Source organism: Shinella sp. BE166 (genome assembly GCF_051201095.1).
Classification (GTDB): domain Bacteria; phylum Pseudomonadota; class Alphaproteobacteria; order Rhizobiales; family Rhizobiaceae; genus Shinella; species Shinella lacus.
Window position 1 is genome coordinate 645,516 of sequence record NZ_JBPEHL010000004.1, and the last position, 18,020, is coordinate 663,535.

17 protein-coding genes and 1 pseudogene are annotated in these 18,020 nt (G+C 65.6%); 11 read left to right on the forward strand and 7 right to left on the reverse strand.

All coding sequences use genetic code 11. The features are described from left to right. Positions 1-7: 7 nt before the first annotated feature. The 3 genes from J2Y63_RS13805 to J2Y63_RS13815 are packed head-to-tail and all read left to right on the forward strand — an operon-like array spanning position 8 to position 2,404. Positions 8-979 carry a branched-chain amino acid ABC transporter permease gene (locus J2Y63_RS13805; protein WP_435266531.1) on the forward strand — a complete coding sequence of 324 codons (972 nt, stop codon included), beginning with the start codon at positions 8-10 and terminating at the stop codon, positions 977-979. Beyond that, positions 972-1,721, forward strand: coding sequence for an ABC transporter ATP-binding protein (locus J2Y63_RS13810; protein ID WP_435266532.1), 750 nt, complete (start codon positions 972-974; stop codon positions 1,719-1,721). The genes J2Y63_RS13805 and J2Y63_RS13810 overlap by 8 nt, the downstream gene beginning before the upstream one ends. After that, complete coding sequence (locus J2Y63_RS13815; RefSeq protein ID WP_435266533.1) at positions 1,718-2,404, forward strand: ABC transporter ATP-binding protein; 687 nt, start codon at positions 1,718-1,720, stop codon at positions 2,402-2,404. Before J2Y63_RS13810 ends, J2Y63_RS13815 begins: the two co-directional genes overlap by 4 nt. Before the next feature lie 3 nt (positions 2,405-2,407). Here the strand turns inward: J2Y63_RS13815 and J2Y63_RS13820 are convergent, their stop codons facing one another. The 5 genes from J2Y63_RS13820 to J2Y63_RS13840 form a co-directional block, all read right to left on the reverse strand. Next, positions 2,408-3,376 carry a pyridoxal-phosphate dependent enzyme gene (locus tag J2Y63_RS13820; RefSeq protein WP_435266534.1) on the reverse strand — a complete coding sequence of 323 codons (969 nt, stop codon included), beginning with the start codon at positions 3,374-3,376 and terminating at the stop codon, positions 2,408-2,410. A gap of 15 nt (positions 3,377-3,391) precedes the next feature. After that, positions 3,392-4,639 (reverse strand): kynureninase, encoded by a 1,248-nt coding sequence (kynU, locus tag J2Y63_RS13825; RefSeq protein WP_435266535.1) that lies wholly within the window; start codon positions 4,637-4,639, stop codon positions 3,392-3,394. A gap of 15 nt (positions 4,640-4,654) precedes the next feature. After that, on the reverse strand, positions 4,655-5,578 hold the full coding sequence (locus tag J2Y63_RS13830; protein WP_256119615.1) for an ABC transporter permease: 924 nt from the start codon (positions 5,576-5,578) through the stop codon (positions 4,655-4,657). Between the two features lie 5 nt (positions 5,579-5,583). After that, positions 5,584-6,363, reverse strand: coding sequence for an ABC transporter ATP-binding protein (locus J2Y63_RS13835; RefSeq protein WP_435266536.1), 780 nt, complete (start codon positions 6,361-6,363; stop codon positions 5,584-5,586). Between the two features lie 67 nt (positions 6,364-6,430). Beyond that, positions 6,431-7,417: an ABC transporter substrate-binding protein gene (locus J2Y63_RS13840; RefSeq protein WP_435266537.1), complete on the reverse strand. Its 987-nt coding sequence runs from the start codon at positions 7,415-7,417 to the stop codon at positions 6,431-6,433. 160 nt (positions 7,418-7,577) lie between these two features. Between J2Y63_RS13840 and J2Y63_RS13845 the strand changes: the two genes are divergently transcribed. From J2Y63_RS13845 to J2Y63_RS13880, 8 genes are all read left to right on the forward strand, one after another. Further along, on the forward strand, positions 7,578-8,342 hold the full coding sequence (locus tag J2Y63_RS13845) for a GntR family transcriptional regulator (RefSeq protein ID WP_435266538.1): 765 nt from the start codon (positions 7,578-7,580) through the stop codon (positions 8,340-8,342). Positions 8,343-8,409: 67 nt separating this feature from the next. Then, complete coding sequence (locus J2Y63_RS13850) at positions 8,410-8,934, forward strand: MarR family winged helix-turn-helix transcriptional regulator (protein ID WP_256119611.1); 525 nt, start codon at positions 8,410-8,412, stop codon at positions 8,932-8,934. A 155-nt stretch (positions 8,935-9,089) separates the two neighbouring features. Continuing rightward, the gene (locus tag J2Y63_RS13855) at positions 9,090-11,411 is read left to right on the forward strand and encodes a bifunctional salicylyl-CoA 5-hydroxylase/oxidoreductase (RefSeq protein WP_435266539.1); all 2,322 of its coding nucleotides are present in this window, start codon (positions 9,090-9,092) and stop codon (positions 11,409-11,411) included. Next, positions 11,408-12,178: an SDR family NAD(P)-dependent oxidoreductase gene (locus J2Y63_RS13860; RefSeq protein WP_435266540.1), complete on the forward strand. Its 771-nt coding sequence runs from the start codon at positions 11,408-11,410 to the stop codon at positions 12,176-12,178. The genes J2Y63_RS13855 and J2Y63_RS13860 overlap by 4 nt, the downstream gene beginning before the upstream one ends. Positions 12,179-12,189: 11 nt before the next feature. Further along, positions 12,190-13,032 (forward strand): enoyl-CoA hydratase family protein, encoded by an 843-nt coding sequence (locus J2Y63_RS13865; RefSeq protein ID WP_435266541.1) that lies wholly within the window; start codon positions 12,190-12,192, stop codon positions 13,030-13,032. A gap of 2 nt (positions 13,033-13,034) precedes the next feature. Further along, positions 13,035-14,222 (forward strand): acyl-CoA dehydrogenase family protein, encoded by a 1,188-nt coding sequence (locus J2Y63_RS13870; protein WP_435266542.1) that lies wholly within the window; start codon positions 13,035-13,037, stop codon positions 14,220-14,222. Positions 14,223-14,345: 123 nt separating this feature from the next. Further along, positions 14,346-14,741 (forward strand): RidA family protein, encoded by a 396-nt coding sequence (locus J2Y63_RS13875; protein ID WP_435266543.1) that lies wholly within the window; start codon positions 14,346-14,348, stop codon positions 14,739-14,741. An 11-nt stretch (positions 14,742-14,752) separates the two neighbouring features. After that, positions 14,753-16,705: a 3-hydroxyacyl-CoA dehydrogenase NAD-binding domain-containing protein gene (locus J2Y63_RS13880; RefSeq protein WP_435266544.1), complete on the forward strand. Its 1,953-nt coding sequence runs from the start codon at positions 14,753-14,755 to the stop codon at positions 16,703-16,705. A 31-nt stretch (positions 16,706-16,736) separates the two neighbouring features. Here the strand turns inward: J2Y63_RS13880 and J2Y63_RS13885 are convergent, their stop codons facing one another. Next, positions 16,737-17,177 (reverse strand): GlcG/HbpS family heme-binding protein, encoded by a 441-nt coding sequence (locus J2Y63_RS13885; protein ID WP_435266545.1) that lies wholly within the window; start codon positions 17,175-17,177, stop codon positions 16,737-16,739. 21 nt (positions 17,178-17,198) lie between these two features. Beyond that, positions 17,199-17,943: pseudogene (locus J2Y63_RS13890) on the reverse strand (ROK family protein). Between the last annotated feature and the right edge of the window lie 77 nt (positions 17,944-18,020).

The following is an 18,020-nucleotide window of genomic DNA, read 5'->3' on the forward strand; positions in this document are numbered from 1 at the left end:
GGACAAGATGACCCGCGAAACCACGATCAACCTGCTGCTCGCCCTCCTCCTGCTCGCCATGCCGCTCGCGGCCGCGGGGCTCGGCGAACCCTTCTACGTCACGCTCGCGACCCGCGTCGTCGTCCTTGCGCTTGCCGCCACCGGCCTCAACCTGGCGCTCGGGCTCGGCGGGCTGATTTCCTTCGGCCATGCCGCATTCTTCGGGCTCGGCGGCTATGTCGCCGGCATCCTGGCGACGCATGCCTTCAACGCAGAGCCGCTGGTGGCCGGCATTCCCGGCACGACGTCGATGCCGATCATCTGGCTGACGGCCGTGGTGATCGCCGGGCTCATCGCGTTGCCGATCGGCATCATCAGCCTGCGCACCACCGGCATCTACTTCATCATGATCACGCTCGCCTTCGCGCAGATGATCTATTATTTCGCCATCTCCTGGCCCGCCTATGGCGGCGAGGACGGGCTGTCGATCTATGTGCGCAACGCCTTCCCCGGCATCAACACCACGCAGCCCCTGCCCTATTTCCTGGTCTGCTTTGCCGTCTTGATGGTGACGCTTCTGCTGTTCCGCCTCGTCGAAGGCTCGCGCTTCGGCAGCGCCCTGCAGGCGGCGCGGCAGAACGGCACGCGGCTTGCCGCGGTCGGCATTGCGCCCTTCAACATCCGGCTCGTCGCCTTCGTGCTCTCCGCGATGATCACCGGCTTTGCCGGCGCGCTCTATGCCGACCTCAACCGGTTCGTCGGCCCCTCCATGTTTTCCTGGCACATGTCGGGCGAGCTGATCGTGCTGATCATCCTCGGCGGCAAGGGGCGGCTGTTCGGCCCCGTCGCTGGCGCGATGATCTTCGTCTGCCTCGAATATGTGCTCGGCGGCATCACCGAGCGCTGGCAATTCTTCCTCGGCCTCATCCTGCTCGGCATCGTGCTCTTTGCACGCGGTGGGCTTCTGGGCCTCCTCTCGGGAAAGCCGCGTCATGCCTGAGCCCATTCTCGAAATCCGCAATCTGCGCAAATCCTTCAATGCGCTGAAGGCCACCGATGGGGTCAGCCTCGACCTTTACCCCGGCCAGATCCATGCCCTGATCGGCCCGAATGGTGCGGGCAAGAGCACGCTCATTCACCAGATCGCCGGCTCGCTTGCCGCCGACAGCGGCACGATCCGCTTCTTGGGGCAGGACATCGGCGGGCTCGACATGGCGGCACGCGCGCGGCTCGGCCTTGCGCGCAGCTTCCAGATTTCTTCGCTGGCGCAGGAGTTCTCCGCGCTTCGCAACGTTATGCTGGCGGTGCAGTCCAGGCAGGGCAGCAGCTTCCGGTTCTTCCGGCAAGTAAGGAGTGACCGCAGCCTGATCGATCCCGCCATGGCCATGCTGGAGCGTGTCGGCCTTGCCGCCCGCGCCCATGTGCCGGCGGCGGAACTTTCCCACGGCGAGCGCCGGCAGCTCGAAATCGCCATCGCGCTCGCGCTTTCGCCAAAAGCCTTTCTCTTCGACGAGCCCATGGCCGGCATGGGGCCGGAAGGCTCCAAGCAGTTGACGTCGTTCCTCGATGGCTTACGTCACGAAGCGCCGATGCTGCTGGTGGAGCACGACATGGACGCGGTCTTTGCGCTGGCAGACCGCATATCGGTGCTCGTCTACGGCCGCATCATCGCGACGGGCACGGTCGATGAAATCCGCAGCGACCCCGAAGTGCGCCGCGCCTATCTGGGAGAAGCCGCGTGACCCTCCTCGACCTGAAAGGCCTCGAAACCTTCTACGGCGCCTCGCAGGCGCTCTTCGGCGTCGATCTCGATATTCGCGAAGGCGAAGTGGTCGCGCTGATGGGGCGCAACGGCATGGGCAAGACGACGACGATCAATTCGATCATCGGCCTCGTGCGCCCGCGCTCCGGCGCGATCCAGTTTGGCGGCAAGGCGATCTTCGGCATGCGACCCTACCGTATCGCCAGGCTCGGCCTCGGCCTCGTGCCAGAGGGACGGCGCTGCTTTCCCAACCTGACGGTGATGGAAAACCTGATTGCCACGGCCCGCGGCAGCGAATGGACCTTCGACAAGGTGGTCGATCTCTTCCCCCGCCTCGGTGAGCGGCGCGACCAATATGCCAGGACGCTCTCCGGCGGCGAACAGCAGATGCTCGCCATCGGCCGCGCCCTGATGACCAATCCCCGCCTCCTCATCCTCGACGAGGCGACCGAAGGTCTGGCTCCGGTCATCCGCCAGGACATCTGGTCGGCGATCCGCAAGCTGAAGGCCGCCGGCCAGTCGATCCTCGTGGTCGACAAGACGCTGTCGGAACTGCTGCCCGTGGCCGACCGATGCTTCGTGCTGGAGAAAGGCACCACGGTTTTCGAAGGCGCGCCGACGGCCCTGACACCGGAGCTTCAGGACCGCTATCTCGGCGTCTGATTCTCAAGCGGCGGGAATGCCGCCCGCGAGCGCCACGGAATAGGCCGCCGCGTCGATATTGCCGCCGGAGATAACGCAGACGACGTTGCCCGTCAGGTCGGGCCGCGCGATCGCGGCAGCGAGCGAGGCCGCTCCCGCACCTTCGGCGACGATCTTCGCCTTGCTGAACAACAGCCGCATCGCCTCCGTCACCTCGGCGGGGCTGACGGCGATGGCACCGTCGATCAGGTCGCGCGCGACGGGCCAGAGCTGCGGCACCAGCGAGGGGCCGCCGATGCTCTTTATGAAGGACGGCCGGGTTTCGATCGTCACGATTTTCCCGGCCGCAAGGGCCGCGGTGACCGGGGCGGCGCTGGCGTCCTCGACCGCGAAGACGCGCGCCCGCCGGGAAACGGCCTTGACCGCGCTGGCGACCCCCGTGGTCATGCTGCCGCCGCCATAGGGTGTCAGCACCACATCGACGTCGGGCAGATCCTCGACGATTTCCATGCCGATGGAACCGTTGCCGTTGAGCACCGCCTGGTCGGTCACCGGGTTGATCAGCAGTTCCGGCGCATCCGGCCGGTCCGCGCCGATGATGTAGTCCCACCAGGTCTCGGCGCTGACGAAACGCACCGCGCCGCCAAGGTTTCGCACGCCGTCGATCTTGGTCTGCGGCGCCCCGCGATACATGTAGGCGACCATTGGCACGCCGGCGAGGCGCGCGGCGAAGGCCATGCCATAGGCCATGTTGCCGGAACTGGTGACCGCGACGCCTTCCCTGAGCGCCGCGGGATCGCGGGACAATACGGCGTTCAGCGCCGGGCGAAGCTTGAAGGCGCCGATCGGTGACAGCGTCTCCAGCTTCAGGAAGATCTGCCGGTCCGGCAGCCCGAGATCGAGTTTCACCAGCGGCGTGCGTGCAAGATGCGGTGCGATGCACGCACGTGCCGCGGCAATCCCATCGAGCGTCGGACGGCGTGGTGCGGTCATGGCGAAAGCCCCGGATCAGGTCACGGCGGCGCGCACGGCAAAGCGTGCATCCTGCCATGATCCTGTGCGCAGGATGTCCTCCAGGATCACCACCGCCTGCCATACGTCCGCGTAGCTCACATAGAGCGGCGTGAAGCCGAACCGCATGGTGGAAGGCGCGCGGAAATCGCCAATGACGCCGCGGTCAATCAGCGCCTGCATGACCGCATAGGCGTTCGGGTGGCGGAACGAGACCTGGCTGCCGCGTTTTGCCCGCTCGCGTGGGCTTTCCAGCTCCAGGCCGTAAGCCCCACACTTCGCCTCGACGAGCGCGATGAAGAGGTCGGTGAGGCCGAGGCTCTTTTCGCGCAGCGCCGCCATATCGACCTCGTCCCAGATGTCGAGCGCGCCCTTCAACGCGCGCAGCGACAGGATCGGCTGCGTGCCGCACAGGAACCGGCGGATGCCTTCGCCGGCCGCATAGTGCTTTTCGAAGGCGAAGGGCCGCGCATGGCCCCACCAGCCGCTGAGCGGCTGGCTGATGGCGCCGTGGTGACGTGTGGCGGCATAGATGAAGGCCGGCGCGCCGGGGCCGCCGTTCAGGTATTTGTAGGTGCAGCCGACGGCGAAATCGACATTCGCGCCATCGAGATCGACCGGCAGGGCGCCTGCCGTGTGGCAGAGATCCCAGATAACGAGCGCGCCGTTATCATGTGCTTTCTTCGTGAGCGCCGCCATGTCGCGCAGTTCGCCCGACTTGTAGTTGACGTGGTTGACGAGAACGACCGCGACATGGCCGTCGATCAGGTCCTCGATGTCAGGCGCATCGACACCTTCGAGGCGCAGCGAGGCGCCCGGACGTGTCGAGATCACGCCCTCCGCCATGTAGATATCTGTCGGGAAGCTGCCGCCCTCGCTGACGATGACCGACCGGTCGGGCCTCAGCGCCATCGCCGCGTGAAGAGTCTTGTAGATGTTGATCGACGTCGTGTCGCAGACGACCGTCTGGCCGGCAGCGGCCCCGATCAGCCGCCCGACGCGGTTGCCGAGCGCAAGCGGCATGTCGAACCAGCCCGCCGTGTTCCAGCTGCGGATGAGGTCCTGCCCCCATTCCTCGGTGGCCGCCTTCTGAAGCTCGGCGAAGGCGGCATGCGAGGCGACGCCGAGCGAATTGCCGTCGAGGTAGATCAGGCCCTGCGGCAGGATGAAGCGCTCGCGCAGGGAGCGCATTCCATCGGCAGCATCCATGGCCTCGATTGCAGCGAAATCGGGAAGTGCAGTCATAAGGTCGTCCTTGGATTATTCTCGAATGGTTTCGCGGGCGGCCGCCGGCCCGCGGCTTCGCTTGAGGCTCGGCAGGGCGAGCATGGCGAGCACGAACAGGCCCGTCGCCAGCTTCAGGTCCGGCGGCGGCATGCCGGCGGCAAGGCAGAAGGAGACGAGCTGGTAATAGACGATGGCGCCGACGAAGGGGGCGGCGAGCTGGCGCGGCACGCTGCTCTTGCCGACGATCGCCTCGCCGATCATCAGGGCCGCAAGCCCGTTGATCAGGATGCCGAGGCCCATATTGACGTCGGCAAAACCCTGCGACTGCACCATCAGCGCGCCGCCGGCCGCCGAAAACGCGCCGGCAAGCCCGACGCCGCCGATCGTCGCGAGCCACACATTGATGCCCTGCGCCTCCGCCATGTCGGGATTGGCGCCGACGGCGCGCACCGCCGTTCCTTTTTCGGTGCGGAAATAGTGCAGCAGCAGCGCGAAGACGAGCAGACCGAAGGCTCCGGCCATGACGATCTTGCTTGCCGGAAAGCCCGGTTGCAGGAACGGCACCCAGTCGAAGATGGTCGTCGAGCCGAAGACCGAGAGGTTCGAGCGGCCCATGATGCGCAGGTTGATCGAATAGAGCATCGTCATCATCAGGATGCCGGCGAGCAGGGTATGGATGCGGAAGCGCAGGTGGATGAAGGCCGTGCAGCAGCCGGCGACGAAACCGGCGAGGAGCGCGATCAGGATCGCCGCGAGCGGCGACATGCCGGCGGCCATGAGCACGCCGCAGACGCAGCCGCCGAGCGGGAACGCGCCCTCGCTGGTCAGGTCGGGAAAGCTCAGCATGCGGAAGGGGATCATGATCCCCAGCACGACGAAGGCGAGGATCAGGCTCTGCGCGAGTGTGACGGGAACGAGCGCGATGAAGCTCGAGACGGTGTTTTGAAGCAGATCCATGGTCGTCAGCTCGCCAGAAACATGCGGTCGGTTTTGACGGAGAAATGGCCGATCAGGTCCGGCACCGTGATGGCCGCCTTTTCCCTGCCGGCGATTTCGAGGCGCACGCGACCGGCATCGAGCATGATGACCCGGTTTCCGAAGTCCACGGCGTGCTGCATGTTGTGCGTCACCATCAGCGTCGTCAGCTTCAGGGCCTCGACGGCGCGGATCGTCGCCTGCATGACGATGTCGGCGGTGCGCGGATCGAGCGCTGCCGTGTGTTCGTCGAGCAGCAGCAGTTCCGGCGAACCGCCGACCGCCATGATCAGCGACAGCGATTGCCGCTGCCCGCCGGAGAGCAGCTCCACCCGCGTATCGAGGCGGTTTTCGAGGCCGAGACCCAGCAGCGACAGGCGCTCCTTGTAGGCAGCAAGCCGTGTCGGGTTCAGGCCGCGGCGCAGCGTCCGCCTGGCGGCCCTCAGTTCCGCCAGCAGCATGTTCTCCGCCACGGTCATTGAGGCGGCGGTGCCCTTCATCGGGTCCTGGAACACGCGGGCAAGGCGCATGGCGCGCTTGTGCACGGGCATGGCGGTCACGTCGTCGCCGTTGATGAGGACCTTGCCGCTATCGAGGACGAGCGCCCCGGAAATGGCGTTGAGCATGCTGCTCTTGCCGGCGCCGTTCGAGCCGATGACGACGCCGAAGTCTCCTGTTTCAAGGCGTAGGCTGAGATCGTTCAGCGCGATCTTCTCATCCGACTGCCCCCTGTAGAACATCTTGCGGGCCGACCTGATTTCCAGCATTGGCTCCCCCTTTTATTATGGGGCGACGGCGCGACGGGCGCCGCCACCTGTTGGAACCGAAGTGCGATCAGTCGATCAGGCAGCCGCAATCGGCGAGCGATGCCGGCACGTCCAGGCCGAAGGCGGCCAGCGTCTTCTTCGAGATCAGCGGCTGGTGGTCCTCATAGGCCGGGCGCCACGGGGCGATGGACTTCGGGTCCTTGCCCTTGAGGATTTCCGCGGCGATCCTGCCGGCGGCAAGGCCGACCTGCTCGTAGTTCACCGCGAAGCTTGCCGGAACGACGCCGTTGCGCACGGCACCGTCGTCGGAATTGACGATCGGGATCTGCGCCTGGCGCGCGGCGGCCGAGACGGCGGCGATCGCCGGCTGGAGCAGGTTCGATGCCGGCGTGTAGATGACATCCGCCTTGCCCGCGAAGGAGGCGATGCGCTGCTGGATGTCGTTGACATTGTCGACGCCGACATCGACCACCTCGAAGCCGGCAGCGGGTGCTGCTTCCTTGATCTTGTCGAGCAGCGCCGCGTCGTTCGCCTCGCCCGGATTATAGGGCACACCGAAACGCTTGGCATTCGGCAGCAGCTTGTGGGTGAATTCCATCACGGCGGCGACGTCCTGAAGGTCCGTCGCGCCGGTCATGCCTTCGTCGCCGGCCTCCCAGGAGGGCACCAGCTTGGCGGCCACCGGATCGGTGACGGCAGAAAAGACGATCGGAATCCCGGAGCCGGCAAGCGCCTTCTTGGCAATCTGCGAGACGGGGGTGGTGATCGTGTAGATCAGCTTCGGCTGCTCGGCCTGGAGCTTGGCGATCATCTGCGGCACCAGCGATGCGTCGAAATTGGTATGGCTCTCGGTGTAGACGACGTCGGTTCCCTCGACGAAACCGTTCTCCGCCATCGCCTTCTTGAAGCCGGCGATCGATGCGGAGAGCTGCGGATGTTCGCCGAAATTGGCGATGCCGATGCGGATCGGCTCGGCGGATGCCGTCGCGGCGCCCAATGCGAGCGCACCGGCAACGAACAATCCCGAAAACCACGTCTTTGTAAGCCTGCCCATGAAATCCTCCCAGATACGATAAGCGGCCGCCGTTCCTCAGCGGCTTGGCGGGGATCATGGCGGCGACATGCTTTCTTGTCAAACAAATATATATAGTTTTGCGTAACGCCCAGAACTATATATATTTGTCTGCATCACAGGGAGACGCTAAGGGAACTTGATGCAAGACCTTGAGCAATCGACCAAAACGGAATCGGCCTACCGGCTGCTGCGGCGCGACATCCTCACGACGCGGCTCCTGCCGGGTGCGCCGATGAAGCTGAGTGCACTGCGCGACCGCTATGAACTCGGCTGGACGCCGCTGCGCGAAGCGCTGTCGCGGCTTGAGGCCGAGGGCCTCGTCACCGCCATCAGCAATCGCGGTTTTGCCGTAGCCCCGGTTTCGCGCGAGGCGCTGGAGGATCTCACCCGCGCGCGTCTGGTCGTCGAAGTCCCGCTTCTGCTCGAATCGATCGAGAATGGCGGCAGCGATTGGGAATCCGCCGTCGTCACGGCGCATTACCGGCTGTCGCGCTGCAAGATCGCCGTCGAAAACGCCTCCGAAAGCGAGATCGACGAATGGGACGAGAAGCATACGGCCTTCCATGCGGCGCTGATCAGCGCGGCCCGTTCGACCTGGCTGTCCCGCTTCCAGGCGACGATTTCCGACCAGCTTCGCCGCCACCATCGTTTCCTCGGCCTCGCGCCCACCTTGCGCGCCGCCGAAGGCATGAGCGAGGGCTATCAGGAAGCGGTCGCGGCCCTGCACGACGCCATGTCCATCGGGCACCATACCGAATTGATGGAGGCGGCGCTCGACCGGAACGTGGAGCGCGCCAAAACCCTGATGGCCGACCACATCGGCATTACGGTCCATGTCTACGACCAATCCAAGGACGGCACCGGCACCGTGCTGTCGGAGCCCCTGCAAGCGTCTTCCAAATGACGCGCGGCCTGTCCAAAAGCCCGAAACATCTCTAAAAGGCTAGGCGACATGAAAGCGGGTGTTGGCAATGACGGGTGAAGACAAGTTCGACATCTCGCCGGAATGGCTGGATGGCGAGACCAAGGTTCTTGAGGCGCCGCACGATCACCGCGCCGAGCTCCGGCTCTGGCTGCGTCTCCTGACCTGCTCGACACTGGTGGAGAGCGAGGTCCGGCGGCGACTGCGGGAAGAATTCGACTCCACCCTGCCACGCTTCGACCTGATGGCGCAGCTCGAACGCGCGCCGGACGGCATGGTGCTCGGCGAAGTGTCCAAGCGCATGATGGTTTCGCCCGGCAATATCACGGTGCTGGTGGAGCGGCTCACCGAGAGCGGCCACATCAGCCGCACGACGCTCGCGACGGACCGGCGCGTGCAGATCATCGCGCTCACCCCCTTCGGCCGCGCCGAATTCGAGAAGATGGCCGCCCATCACGCCGACTGGATCTCCGACCTCTTCGCCGGCCTCGCGCCGAAGGACAGCGGCGTATTGATGGACGAGCTGGCCAAGCTCAAGCGCTCCATCATCGCCTCCCTCGCCAAGGGCGCCTGAGGCGCTTCTTCCATTTCCGACGTTCCTTGCGGCGTGCCCTGTTCGGCACGAACCCGATTTCACGTCTTGGCGCCAGAAACAATTTTAAGCTTGAAATTTCTTCCGAACGGGTCCACCTTGCCTTCGACGCAGCCGGACCTCGGGAGGAGAACGACATGCGGATTGTCTGTATCGGCGGCGGGCCTGCCGGGCTCTACTTTGCGCTGCTGATGAAGCGCCAGCATCCGGACCATCACGTCACCGTCGTCGAGCGCAACCGGGCTTTCGACACGTTCGGCTGGGGCGTGGTCTTTTCCGATGCCACCATGCAGTCGATGCGCCGGTGGGATCCGGAGACGGCCGAAGCGATCGAAGTCTCCTTCAACCATTGGGACGATATCGAGCTGGTGTTCAAGGGCCGCAAGATCCGCACCTCGGGCCATGGCTTCGTCGGCATCGGCCGCCGCAAGATGCTCAACATCCTGCAGGAGCGCTGCCTGGAACTCGGTGTCGAGCTGCTGTTCGAGCGCGACGTGGAAAGCGACGCGGAATTCGCCGACGCCGACCTCATCATCGCCTCGGACGGCGTCAATTCGCGCATCCGCAACAAATATGCCGAGGTCTTCCGGCCCGACATGGTCGTCAGGCCGAACCGCTATATCTGGCTCGGCACGAACAAGCTGTTCGACGCCTTCACCTTCGATTTCCAGCGTACCGAACATGGCTGGTTCCAGTCACATATCTACCGCTTCGACGACACGACCTCGACCTTCATCGTCGAGACCACGGACGAGGTTTTCAAGGCCCACGGGCTCGACCAGATGGACCAGGATCAGTCCATCGCCTTCTGCGAAAAGCTTTTTGCGGAAACCCTCGACGGCCACAGCCTGATGACCAATGCGCGGCACATGCGCGGCTCCGCCTGGCTGAATTTCGGCCGGCTGATCTGCGACAAGTGGAGCCATTTCAACGGCAACAGCCATGTCGTGCTGATGGGCGACAGCGCCCACACCGCCCATTTCGCCATCGGCTCGGGAACCAAGCTCGCCATCGACGATGCCATCGAGCTGACCCGGCAGTTCGACATCCTCGGCCATGACAAGGCCAATATCCCCGCCGTGCTTTCCGCCTACGAGGAGGTGCGCCGCGTCGACGTCGCGCGCATCCAGAATGCGGCGCGCAACGCCATGGAATGGTTCGAGGTCGTCGGCACGCGCTATGCCGATACGCTGGAGCCGGAGCAGTTCATGTATTCGATGCTGACCCGCTCCCAGCGCATCAGCCACGAGAATCTTCGCCTGCGCGACAAGGTGTGGCTGGAAGGTTTCGAGCGCTGGTTCGCCGAACGGGCGGGCGCTGAACCCATGGCGAACGGCGCGGTGCCGCCGCCGATGTTCACGCCCTTCAAGATCCGTGGCCTGACGCTCCGAAACCGCATCGTCGTCTCGCCCATGGCGATGTATTCGGCGACGGACGGGCTGCCGGGTGATTTCCATCTGGTGCATCTCGGCTCCCGCGCCATGGGTGGTGCCGCGCTCCTCTTTCCGGAAATGACCTGCGTGTCGGCCGATGCCCGCATCACCCCCGGCTGCCTTGGCCTGTGGAACGACGAACAGGCACAGGCCTTCAAGCGCATCGTCGATTTCGTCCACCACCAGACGCCGGCCAAGATCGGCCTCCAGCTCGGCCATGCCGGACGCAAGGGCGCCACGAAGCTTGCCTGGGAGGGCATCGATCAGCCGCTCGCCGAAGGAGGCTGGCCGCTGATCTCCGCCTCCGCCCTGCCCTATCTCGCGCATTCGCAAATGCCGCGCGAAATGACCCGGGCGGACATGGATCACGTCATCCAGGACTTCGTGCAAGCCACCGAACGAGCCCGCGACATCGGCTTCGACATCATCGAACTGCACGCCGCGCACGGCTACCTGCTGTCGAGCTTCCTGTCGCCGCTGACCAACCAGCGCACCGACGACTACGGCGGCGACCATGCGGCCCGCGCCCGCTTCCCGCTTGAAGTCTTCCACGCCATCCGCAAGGTCTGGCCCGAGGACAAGCCGATCTCGGTGCGCCTGTCGACCCACGACTGGCACGACGGCGGCAACACGCCGGAGGATGCCGCCATTTTCGCCCGTCTGTTCAAGGAGGCCGGCGCCGACCTGATCGACTGCTCCTCGGGGCAGGTGGTGAAGGAGGAGAGACCGGTCTACGGCCGCCTGTTCCAGACACCCTTCTCCGACAAGATCCGCAATGAAATCCAGGTGCCGACCATCGCCGTCGGCGCGATTTCCGAGGCCGACCACGCCAATTCGATCATCGCGGCCGGCCGGGCGGACCTCTGCGCCGTCGCCCGCCCGCATCTGGCGGACCCATCCTTCGTCCTGCACGAGGCGGCGCGGATCGGCTACGAGGGCCAGCCCTGGCCAAAACAGTACCACTCCGCCCGGGCGCAATATGTCAACAATCTCGCCCGCGCGGCAACGACGGCGGGCAAGCCATGAGCAAGCGGCACGCCCTCGTCACAGGCGCCGGAAGCGGTATCGGAAAGGCGATCGCGCTCGCCTTGGCGGCCGATGGTCATGTCGTAAGCCTCGCCGGGCGGCGCACGGCCCCCTTGCAGGCCGTGCGGGACGAGATCTGCGCGGCGGGCGGAGAAGCCTTCGTGCATGACGGGTTCGACGTCAGCGATGCTGCTTCCGTCGAGCGCGGCATTGCGACCGCCATCGCGCAAATCGGCGACATCGCTGTCCTTGTCAATTGCGCCGGCGAGGCACCCTCGGCACCGTTCGAAAAGACCGACCTCGCCCTCTGGCAACGGGTCCTCACCATCAACCTGACGGGCGTCTACCTGGTCACGCATGCGGCACTCGCCTCCGTCCGTCGGGCCGGAAACGGCCGGATCGTCAATGTCGCGAGCACGGCGGGCCTTACCGGCTATGCCTATGTGTCCGCCTATTGCGCCTCCAAACATGGCGTTATCGGCCTGACGCGGGCACTGGCACTGGAGCTTGCGCGCACCGATGTCACCGTCAACGCCGTCTGCCCCGGTTTCACCGACACGCCGCTGATCGACGGTGCGCTCGACACGATCAGCCAGAAGACCGGCCGCACGCGCGAGGACGCCCGCGCCAGCCTCGCACGCGCCAACCCGCAGGGCCGGCTCGTGACGCCAGGCGAGGTGGCTCACACCGTCTCCTGGCTCGTCTCGGAAAAGGCGACAGCCATCACCGGCCAGGCCATCGCGGTCGCCGGCGGCGAAGTTCTCTAGGGATATCAGACATGACGAACCCCATGCAGGCCAAGAAACGCCCCTTCAAGGACCACGTAGCAAAGCACTTCCTGTTCGAAACGGATGCCGACGGCCGCGTCGCGACGATCACGCTCAACCGCCCGGACAAGAAGAACCCGCTGACCTTCGAAAGCTATGAAGAGCTCGGCGATCTCTTCCGCTCGCTGACGCGCGCCAGCGATGTGCGCGCCGTGGTGCTGACCGGCGCGAAGGACAACTTTTCCTCCGGCGGGGACGTGTTTGAGATCATCGAGCCGCTGACGCGCATGGAAATGCCGGACCTTCTCGACTTCACCCGCATGACGGGCGAGCTGGTGCGCCAGATGCGCGCCTGCCCGCAGCCGATCATCGCCGCCGTCGACGGCATCTGCGCCGGCGCCGGCGCCATCCTGGCCATGGCCGCCGATTTCCGCGTCGCGACGCCGGAAGCCAAGACCGCCTTCCTGTTCACCCGCGTCGGGCTTGCCGGCGCGGACATGGGCGCCTGCGGCATTCTTCCCCGCATCATCGGCCAGGGCCGCGCCGCCGAGCTGCTCTTCACCGGCCGCGTCATGAGCGCGGCGGAAGGCCTGAACTGGGGTTTCTACAACGCCCTGCACGAGCGTCCCGCGTTGCTTTCCGAAGCGCAGCAATTCGCCCGCACCGTCGCCGACGGTCCCTGGTTCGCCCATGCGATGACAAAAAAGATGCTCGACCAGGAATGGGCGATGGGCATCGACCAGATGATCGAGGCGGAGGCGCAGGCCCAGGCGATCTGCATGGCGACGGGCGATTTCCAGCGCGCCTTCGAAGCCTTTGCCGCCAAGGCGAAACCCGCCTTCCAGGGAAACTGACCATGCCCAATGCCACAAAGGGGCCGCCCCGCGACCATCTCGACTGGCCGTTCTTCGACGAGAGCCACCGCGCGCTTGCAAAAGACCTCGACAGCTTCGTCGCAGACGCCGGCCTCGACGGCGTCGATCACGGCAATGTCGACGCCGCCTGCCGCCATCTGGTCGCAGCGCTCGGCACCGCCGGCCTCCTTCGCCACTGCGTGCCAAAAGCATTCGGCGGCGCAAGCGAGGAGATCGATAGCCGGGTGCTCTGCCTCGTGCGCGAGACGCTGGCCTATGCCGATGGCCTCGCCGACTTCGCCTTCGCCATGCAGGGCCTCGGCACCGGCGCGATCAGCCTGTCCGGCACGCCGGCGCTGAAGGAACGCATCCTGCCGAAGGTCGCAGCCGGCGAATGGATATCCGCCTTCGCCCTTTCCGAACCCGATGCGGGATCGGACGTCGCCGCCATGGCCTGCGCCGCCCGGCGCGACGGCGACGATTTCGTGCTCGACGGCGAAAAAACCTGGATTTCCAACGGCGGCATTGCCGACGTCTACACGGTCTTCGCCCGCACCGGCGAGGCGCCCGGCACGCGCGGCATTTCCGCCTTCGTCGTCTTCGCCGATACGCCCGGCTTCACGATTGCCGAGCGCATCGAGACGATCGCACCGCACCCGCTGGCCCGCATCCGCTTCGAAAATTGCCGCATCCCCGCCGCGCAGCGTCTCGGCAGCCCCGGCGAAGGCTTCAAGATCGCCATGCGCACGCTCGATATCTTCCGCCCCTCCGTTGCCGCCGCCGCGACCGGCTTTGCTCGCCGCGCACTCGATGAAGCCGTGGCGCATGCCAAAAGCCGCAAGATGTTTAGCGCGACGCTTTCCGACCTGCCGACGGCGCAAAGCACGCTCGGCGAAATGGCGACCGCCATCGACGCCGCAGCCCTCCTCACCTGCCGCACCGCCTGGAGGCGCGACGTGCAGAAACTGCCGACGACGCGCGAAGCAGCGATGGCGAAGATGACCGCGACGGAAAATGCGCAATGGGTCATCGACCAGGCGCTCCAGCTTTTCGGCGGCCGGGGCGTGCGCACCGGCGAGATCACGGAGCGGCTTTACCGCGAAATCCGGGCGCTGCGCATCTATGAGGGCGCGACGGAGGTTCAAAAGCTCATCATCGGCCGCGAGCTGATGAAGGACGCCGCACGATAACGGGAGGTGCCGACATGCATTTCAGACTCCGTTCGCTTCGTAAGCGCAACTGACCACACGCCAAGTTACTTGCCAGGCCGGACGACATCCGCGCCGCACTGATACAACAGCTGGAGACGCATCATGCACACCATCCTGCAACCTGAAGGCTGGGCAAAGCCCATCGGCTATGCGAACGGCGTGGCGGCGACGGGCCGCACGCTCTTCGTCGGCGGCCAGATCGGCTGGAACCAACGTTGCGAGTTCGAGACCGACGATTTCGTCGAGCAGGTGCACCAGACGCTGAAGAACGTCGTGGCCGTGCTCGCGGCAGGCGGCGGCGAACCGCATCACATCACCACGATGACCTGGTACTTCACGGATAAGCAGGAATATCTCGGCAACCTGCGCGGCATCGGCCAGGCCTATCGCGACACGATCGGCCGGCATTATCCCGCCATGGCGGCGATGCAGGTGGTGGCGCTCATCGAGGACCGCGCCAAGATCGAGATCCAGGCCACCGCCGTCATCCCCGCGTGAGGCTTTCCGAAATGCGTTTTTCGCAGAGCGTTTCCGCCCGCCTTGAGGGGGGCGTGCTCGTCGTCGCCATCGACAATCCGCCCGTCAACGCCCTGTCGGCGCATGTCAGGTCCGGCCTGCTGGCGGCGCTGGATCATGCCGCGGGGACCACAGACATCACGGGAATGGTCATCTCCGGCACCGGCCGCACCTTCATTGGCGGGGCGGATATCAAGGAGTTCGGCCAGCCGATGGTCGAGCCGACACTTCCCCAAGTGGTCGAGCGTATCGAAGCCTTCGAAAAACCGGTCGTCTGCGCTGTGGACGGCGCGGCGCTGGGCGGCGGCTGCGAGGTGGCCCTTGCCTGCCATGGCCGCATTGCCGGCGAAAACGCCACGTTCGGCCTGCCGGAGGTGAAACTCGGCATCGTTCCGGGCGCCGGCGGGACACAACGCCTGCCGCGCCTGATCGGCCCGATCGCCGCCATCGACCTCATCGGAACGGGACGCATGGTGAAAGCGGGCGAAGCTGTCGCGCTCGGTCTTGCCGATACCGTCGCCGCCGATCCTCTCGCGGCAGCCGTCGCGGCCGTAAACGCCGGCCAGCCGCTACGCCGGACCGGCAGCATCGATGTTCCCGTCGCGGATCCCGCCGCCATCGACGCCGCGGGAGCAAAGGTGTTTGCCAAAAGCCGCGGCCAGCTGGCGCCGTCGGAGGCCGTGCGCCTCGTCAAAGCGGCAGGCCAGCTCGACCTTGAACAAGGTCTGGCGGAGGAGCGCGCCACGTTCCTGCGTCTGCGCGATTCCGAGGAATCCGCGGCCCTGCGGCACATCTTCTTTGCCGAGCGCGCCGCCGGCAAAGTTGAAAAGCTGGCGGAGGTCTCGCCGCGCCGGATCGAAACCGTCGGGATTGTCGGCACGGGGCTGATGGGTTCCGGCATAGCGGTCTCGGCTCTCACCAGCGGTTACCGCGTCATCGCTCTGGAACAGACGCAGGAGGCTGCCGCCGCCGGGCACGCCCGCATCGCCGGCCTCCTCGACAAGGCCGTCCAGTCCGGGCGCCTGACCGCGGAGGCGCGTGAGGCCTGCCTCGCCCGGCTCGGAACAACAGCCGAGGCGACCGATCTTGCAGCAGCCGACCTCGTCGTGGAAGCCGTCTTCGACGATTTCTCCGTCAAGACGGAGCTGTTTCGCAGGCTCGACGACATCGTCGCGCCCGGCACCATTCTGGCGACCAACACGAGCTACCTCGATCCCGATGCGATCGCCGCCGCGACGGCCGATCCGTCCCGTGTGGTCGGTCTGCATTTCTTCTCGCCCGCGAATGTCATGCGGCTCACGGAAGTCGTCGATTGCGCCAAAACCGCGCCGGACGTCTTGGCGAGTGCGCTGGCCTTCGTGAAGCGCCTCGGCAAGCTCCCCATCGTCTGCGGCGTCACCGAAGGTTTCATCGGCAACCGCATCTTCTACGCCTATCGCCGCGAGGCGGAGTTCATGCTGGAGGATGGCGCCCTGCCGCACGAGATCGATGCCGCGCTGGAAGCCTACGGTTTCCCGATGGGCATCTTCGCCGTCAACGACATGGCCGGCCTCGAAATCGCCTGGGCGCGCCGCAAGCGGCTGGCCGAAACGCGCGATCCCGCCGAACGCTATGTCGAAATCGCCGACCGGCTCTGCGAAGCCGGCCGCCTCGGCCGCAAGACCGGCCTCGGCTGGTACGCCTACCCCAGCGGCGAGCGCACCATCGATCCCGCCGTGACGGCGGTGATCGAAGCGGCGCGGGCCGCGAAGAATATCACGCCCCGCGCGTTCACCGCGCAGGAGATCCTGGACCGTCTTCTCAAGGCGATGGTGGATGAAGGAACGGCGCTACTCGCAGACGGCATCGCCGCCCGTCCCGGCGACATCGACCTGGTGATGATCAACGGCTACGGTTTTCCCGCGCACAAGGGCGGCCCGATGTTCGCCGCCGAACCTGATCGATGACGGGCCGGATCAAAACGGCCCGTCCTGCCCGTCAGGGCTTTTCGGAAGCACTGAGCCCGGCGAGGAAAAGATCGATGCCCGCCTGTGCGCAATCGCTGTCCTGCGCGGGCGTTCCCGAACTGACGCCGACCGCACCGACGACCTGCCCGTCCACGATAACGGGAATGCCGCCGGCCACGACCAACAGGCGTCCGCCGATGGCCGAGTTGATGCCGTAAGCGGGCTTGCCGGGCTGGCTCGCCTCCCAATAGCTCTCCGTGGTCCGCTTGGCGCCGGCTGCCGTGAAGGCCTTGTCCTGGGCGATCGTGGTGCTCGTGACCTTTCCGCCGTCCATGCGCTCGAACGCGATCAGCTGACCCGATTCATCGGTCACGGCGATGCACATGGGCACGCCGATTTCCGCGGCGCGGGCGCGGGCGCCCTCGATCAGGGTGCGGGCGTCGGCAAGGCTCAGTCTCTGGATTGTCAGCACGGTATGGCTCCTCTTCGATTTTCAACGACACGCGGCAAGCGCAGATGCGCTCTCTTGCGGCCTGTCGGCAAGAAATGCCAGAGCCGCCGCGCCGACCAGACCGGAATTTTGACCAAGTGCTGCCCGAACGACGTTCACATCCTTGAAGGCGGGTATGGCCCAGCGAGCAATATAATCCTGGATTCCGGGGCGAAGACGGTCGAATTCATGAGAAAGACCGCCACCCATGATCACGACGTCAGGGCTGAAAATGTGAATCAGGCTGACGAAACCCCGCCCCAATATCTCTGCCTCCTCGTCGATCAGACGGTTGGCAAGAACGTCGCCACTCCTTCCAGCAGCGAACACGTCGCGGCTGTGGACGGGACTTCCGCTTTTTCCGAGAGTGGTCTCCTCGCTAACGATTGCACGGGCGCGGGCGCGCTTCGTAAACGCCGTGCCGGAGCCGTATGCCTCGAAGCATCCCCTGTTTCCGCAGGGGCAAAGCTCGCCGTTCGGCACCACGGACATATGGCCGATGTGAGCCGCCATGCCCTTGCGTCCGCGAAGCACCCGGCCATCGGCGACGATGCCCACGGACGCGGGAGGGGTTGGACGCGGCAAGCAGACCATCGGCTAGGGCGCGGATTTGCCCGATCACGCGGCCGGCACCCGCATTCGCCTCCGTCCGCTCTTCGGCCCACGCAACAATGTTGCCTCGCTCATCGCTGAGGCCGGCGCGAACATGCGTGTCTCCCAAATCTATACCGATGGCGACCTGATGCATGATCGAACCGCAAAATTAGAGTGCGCGCAGCCACGCCATCCACTCTTCGAGCGCAGCCGTGCCCCGCGTTTGGATCG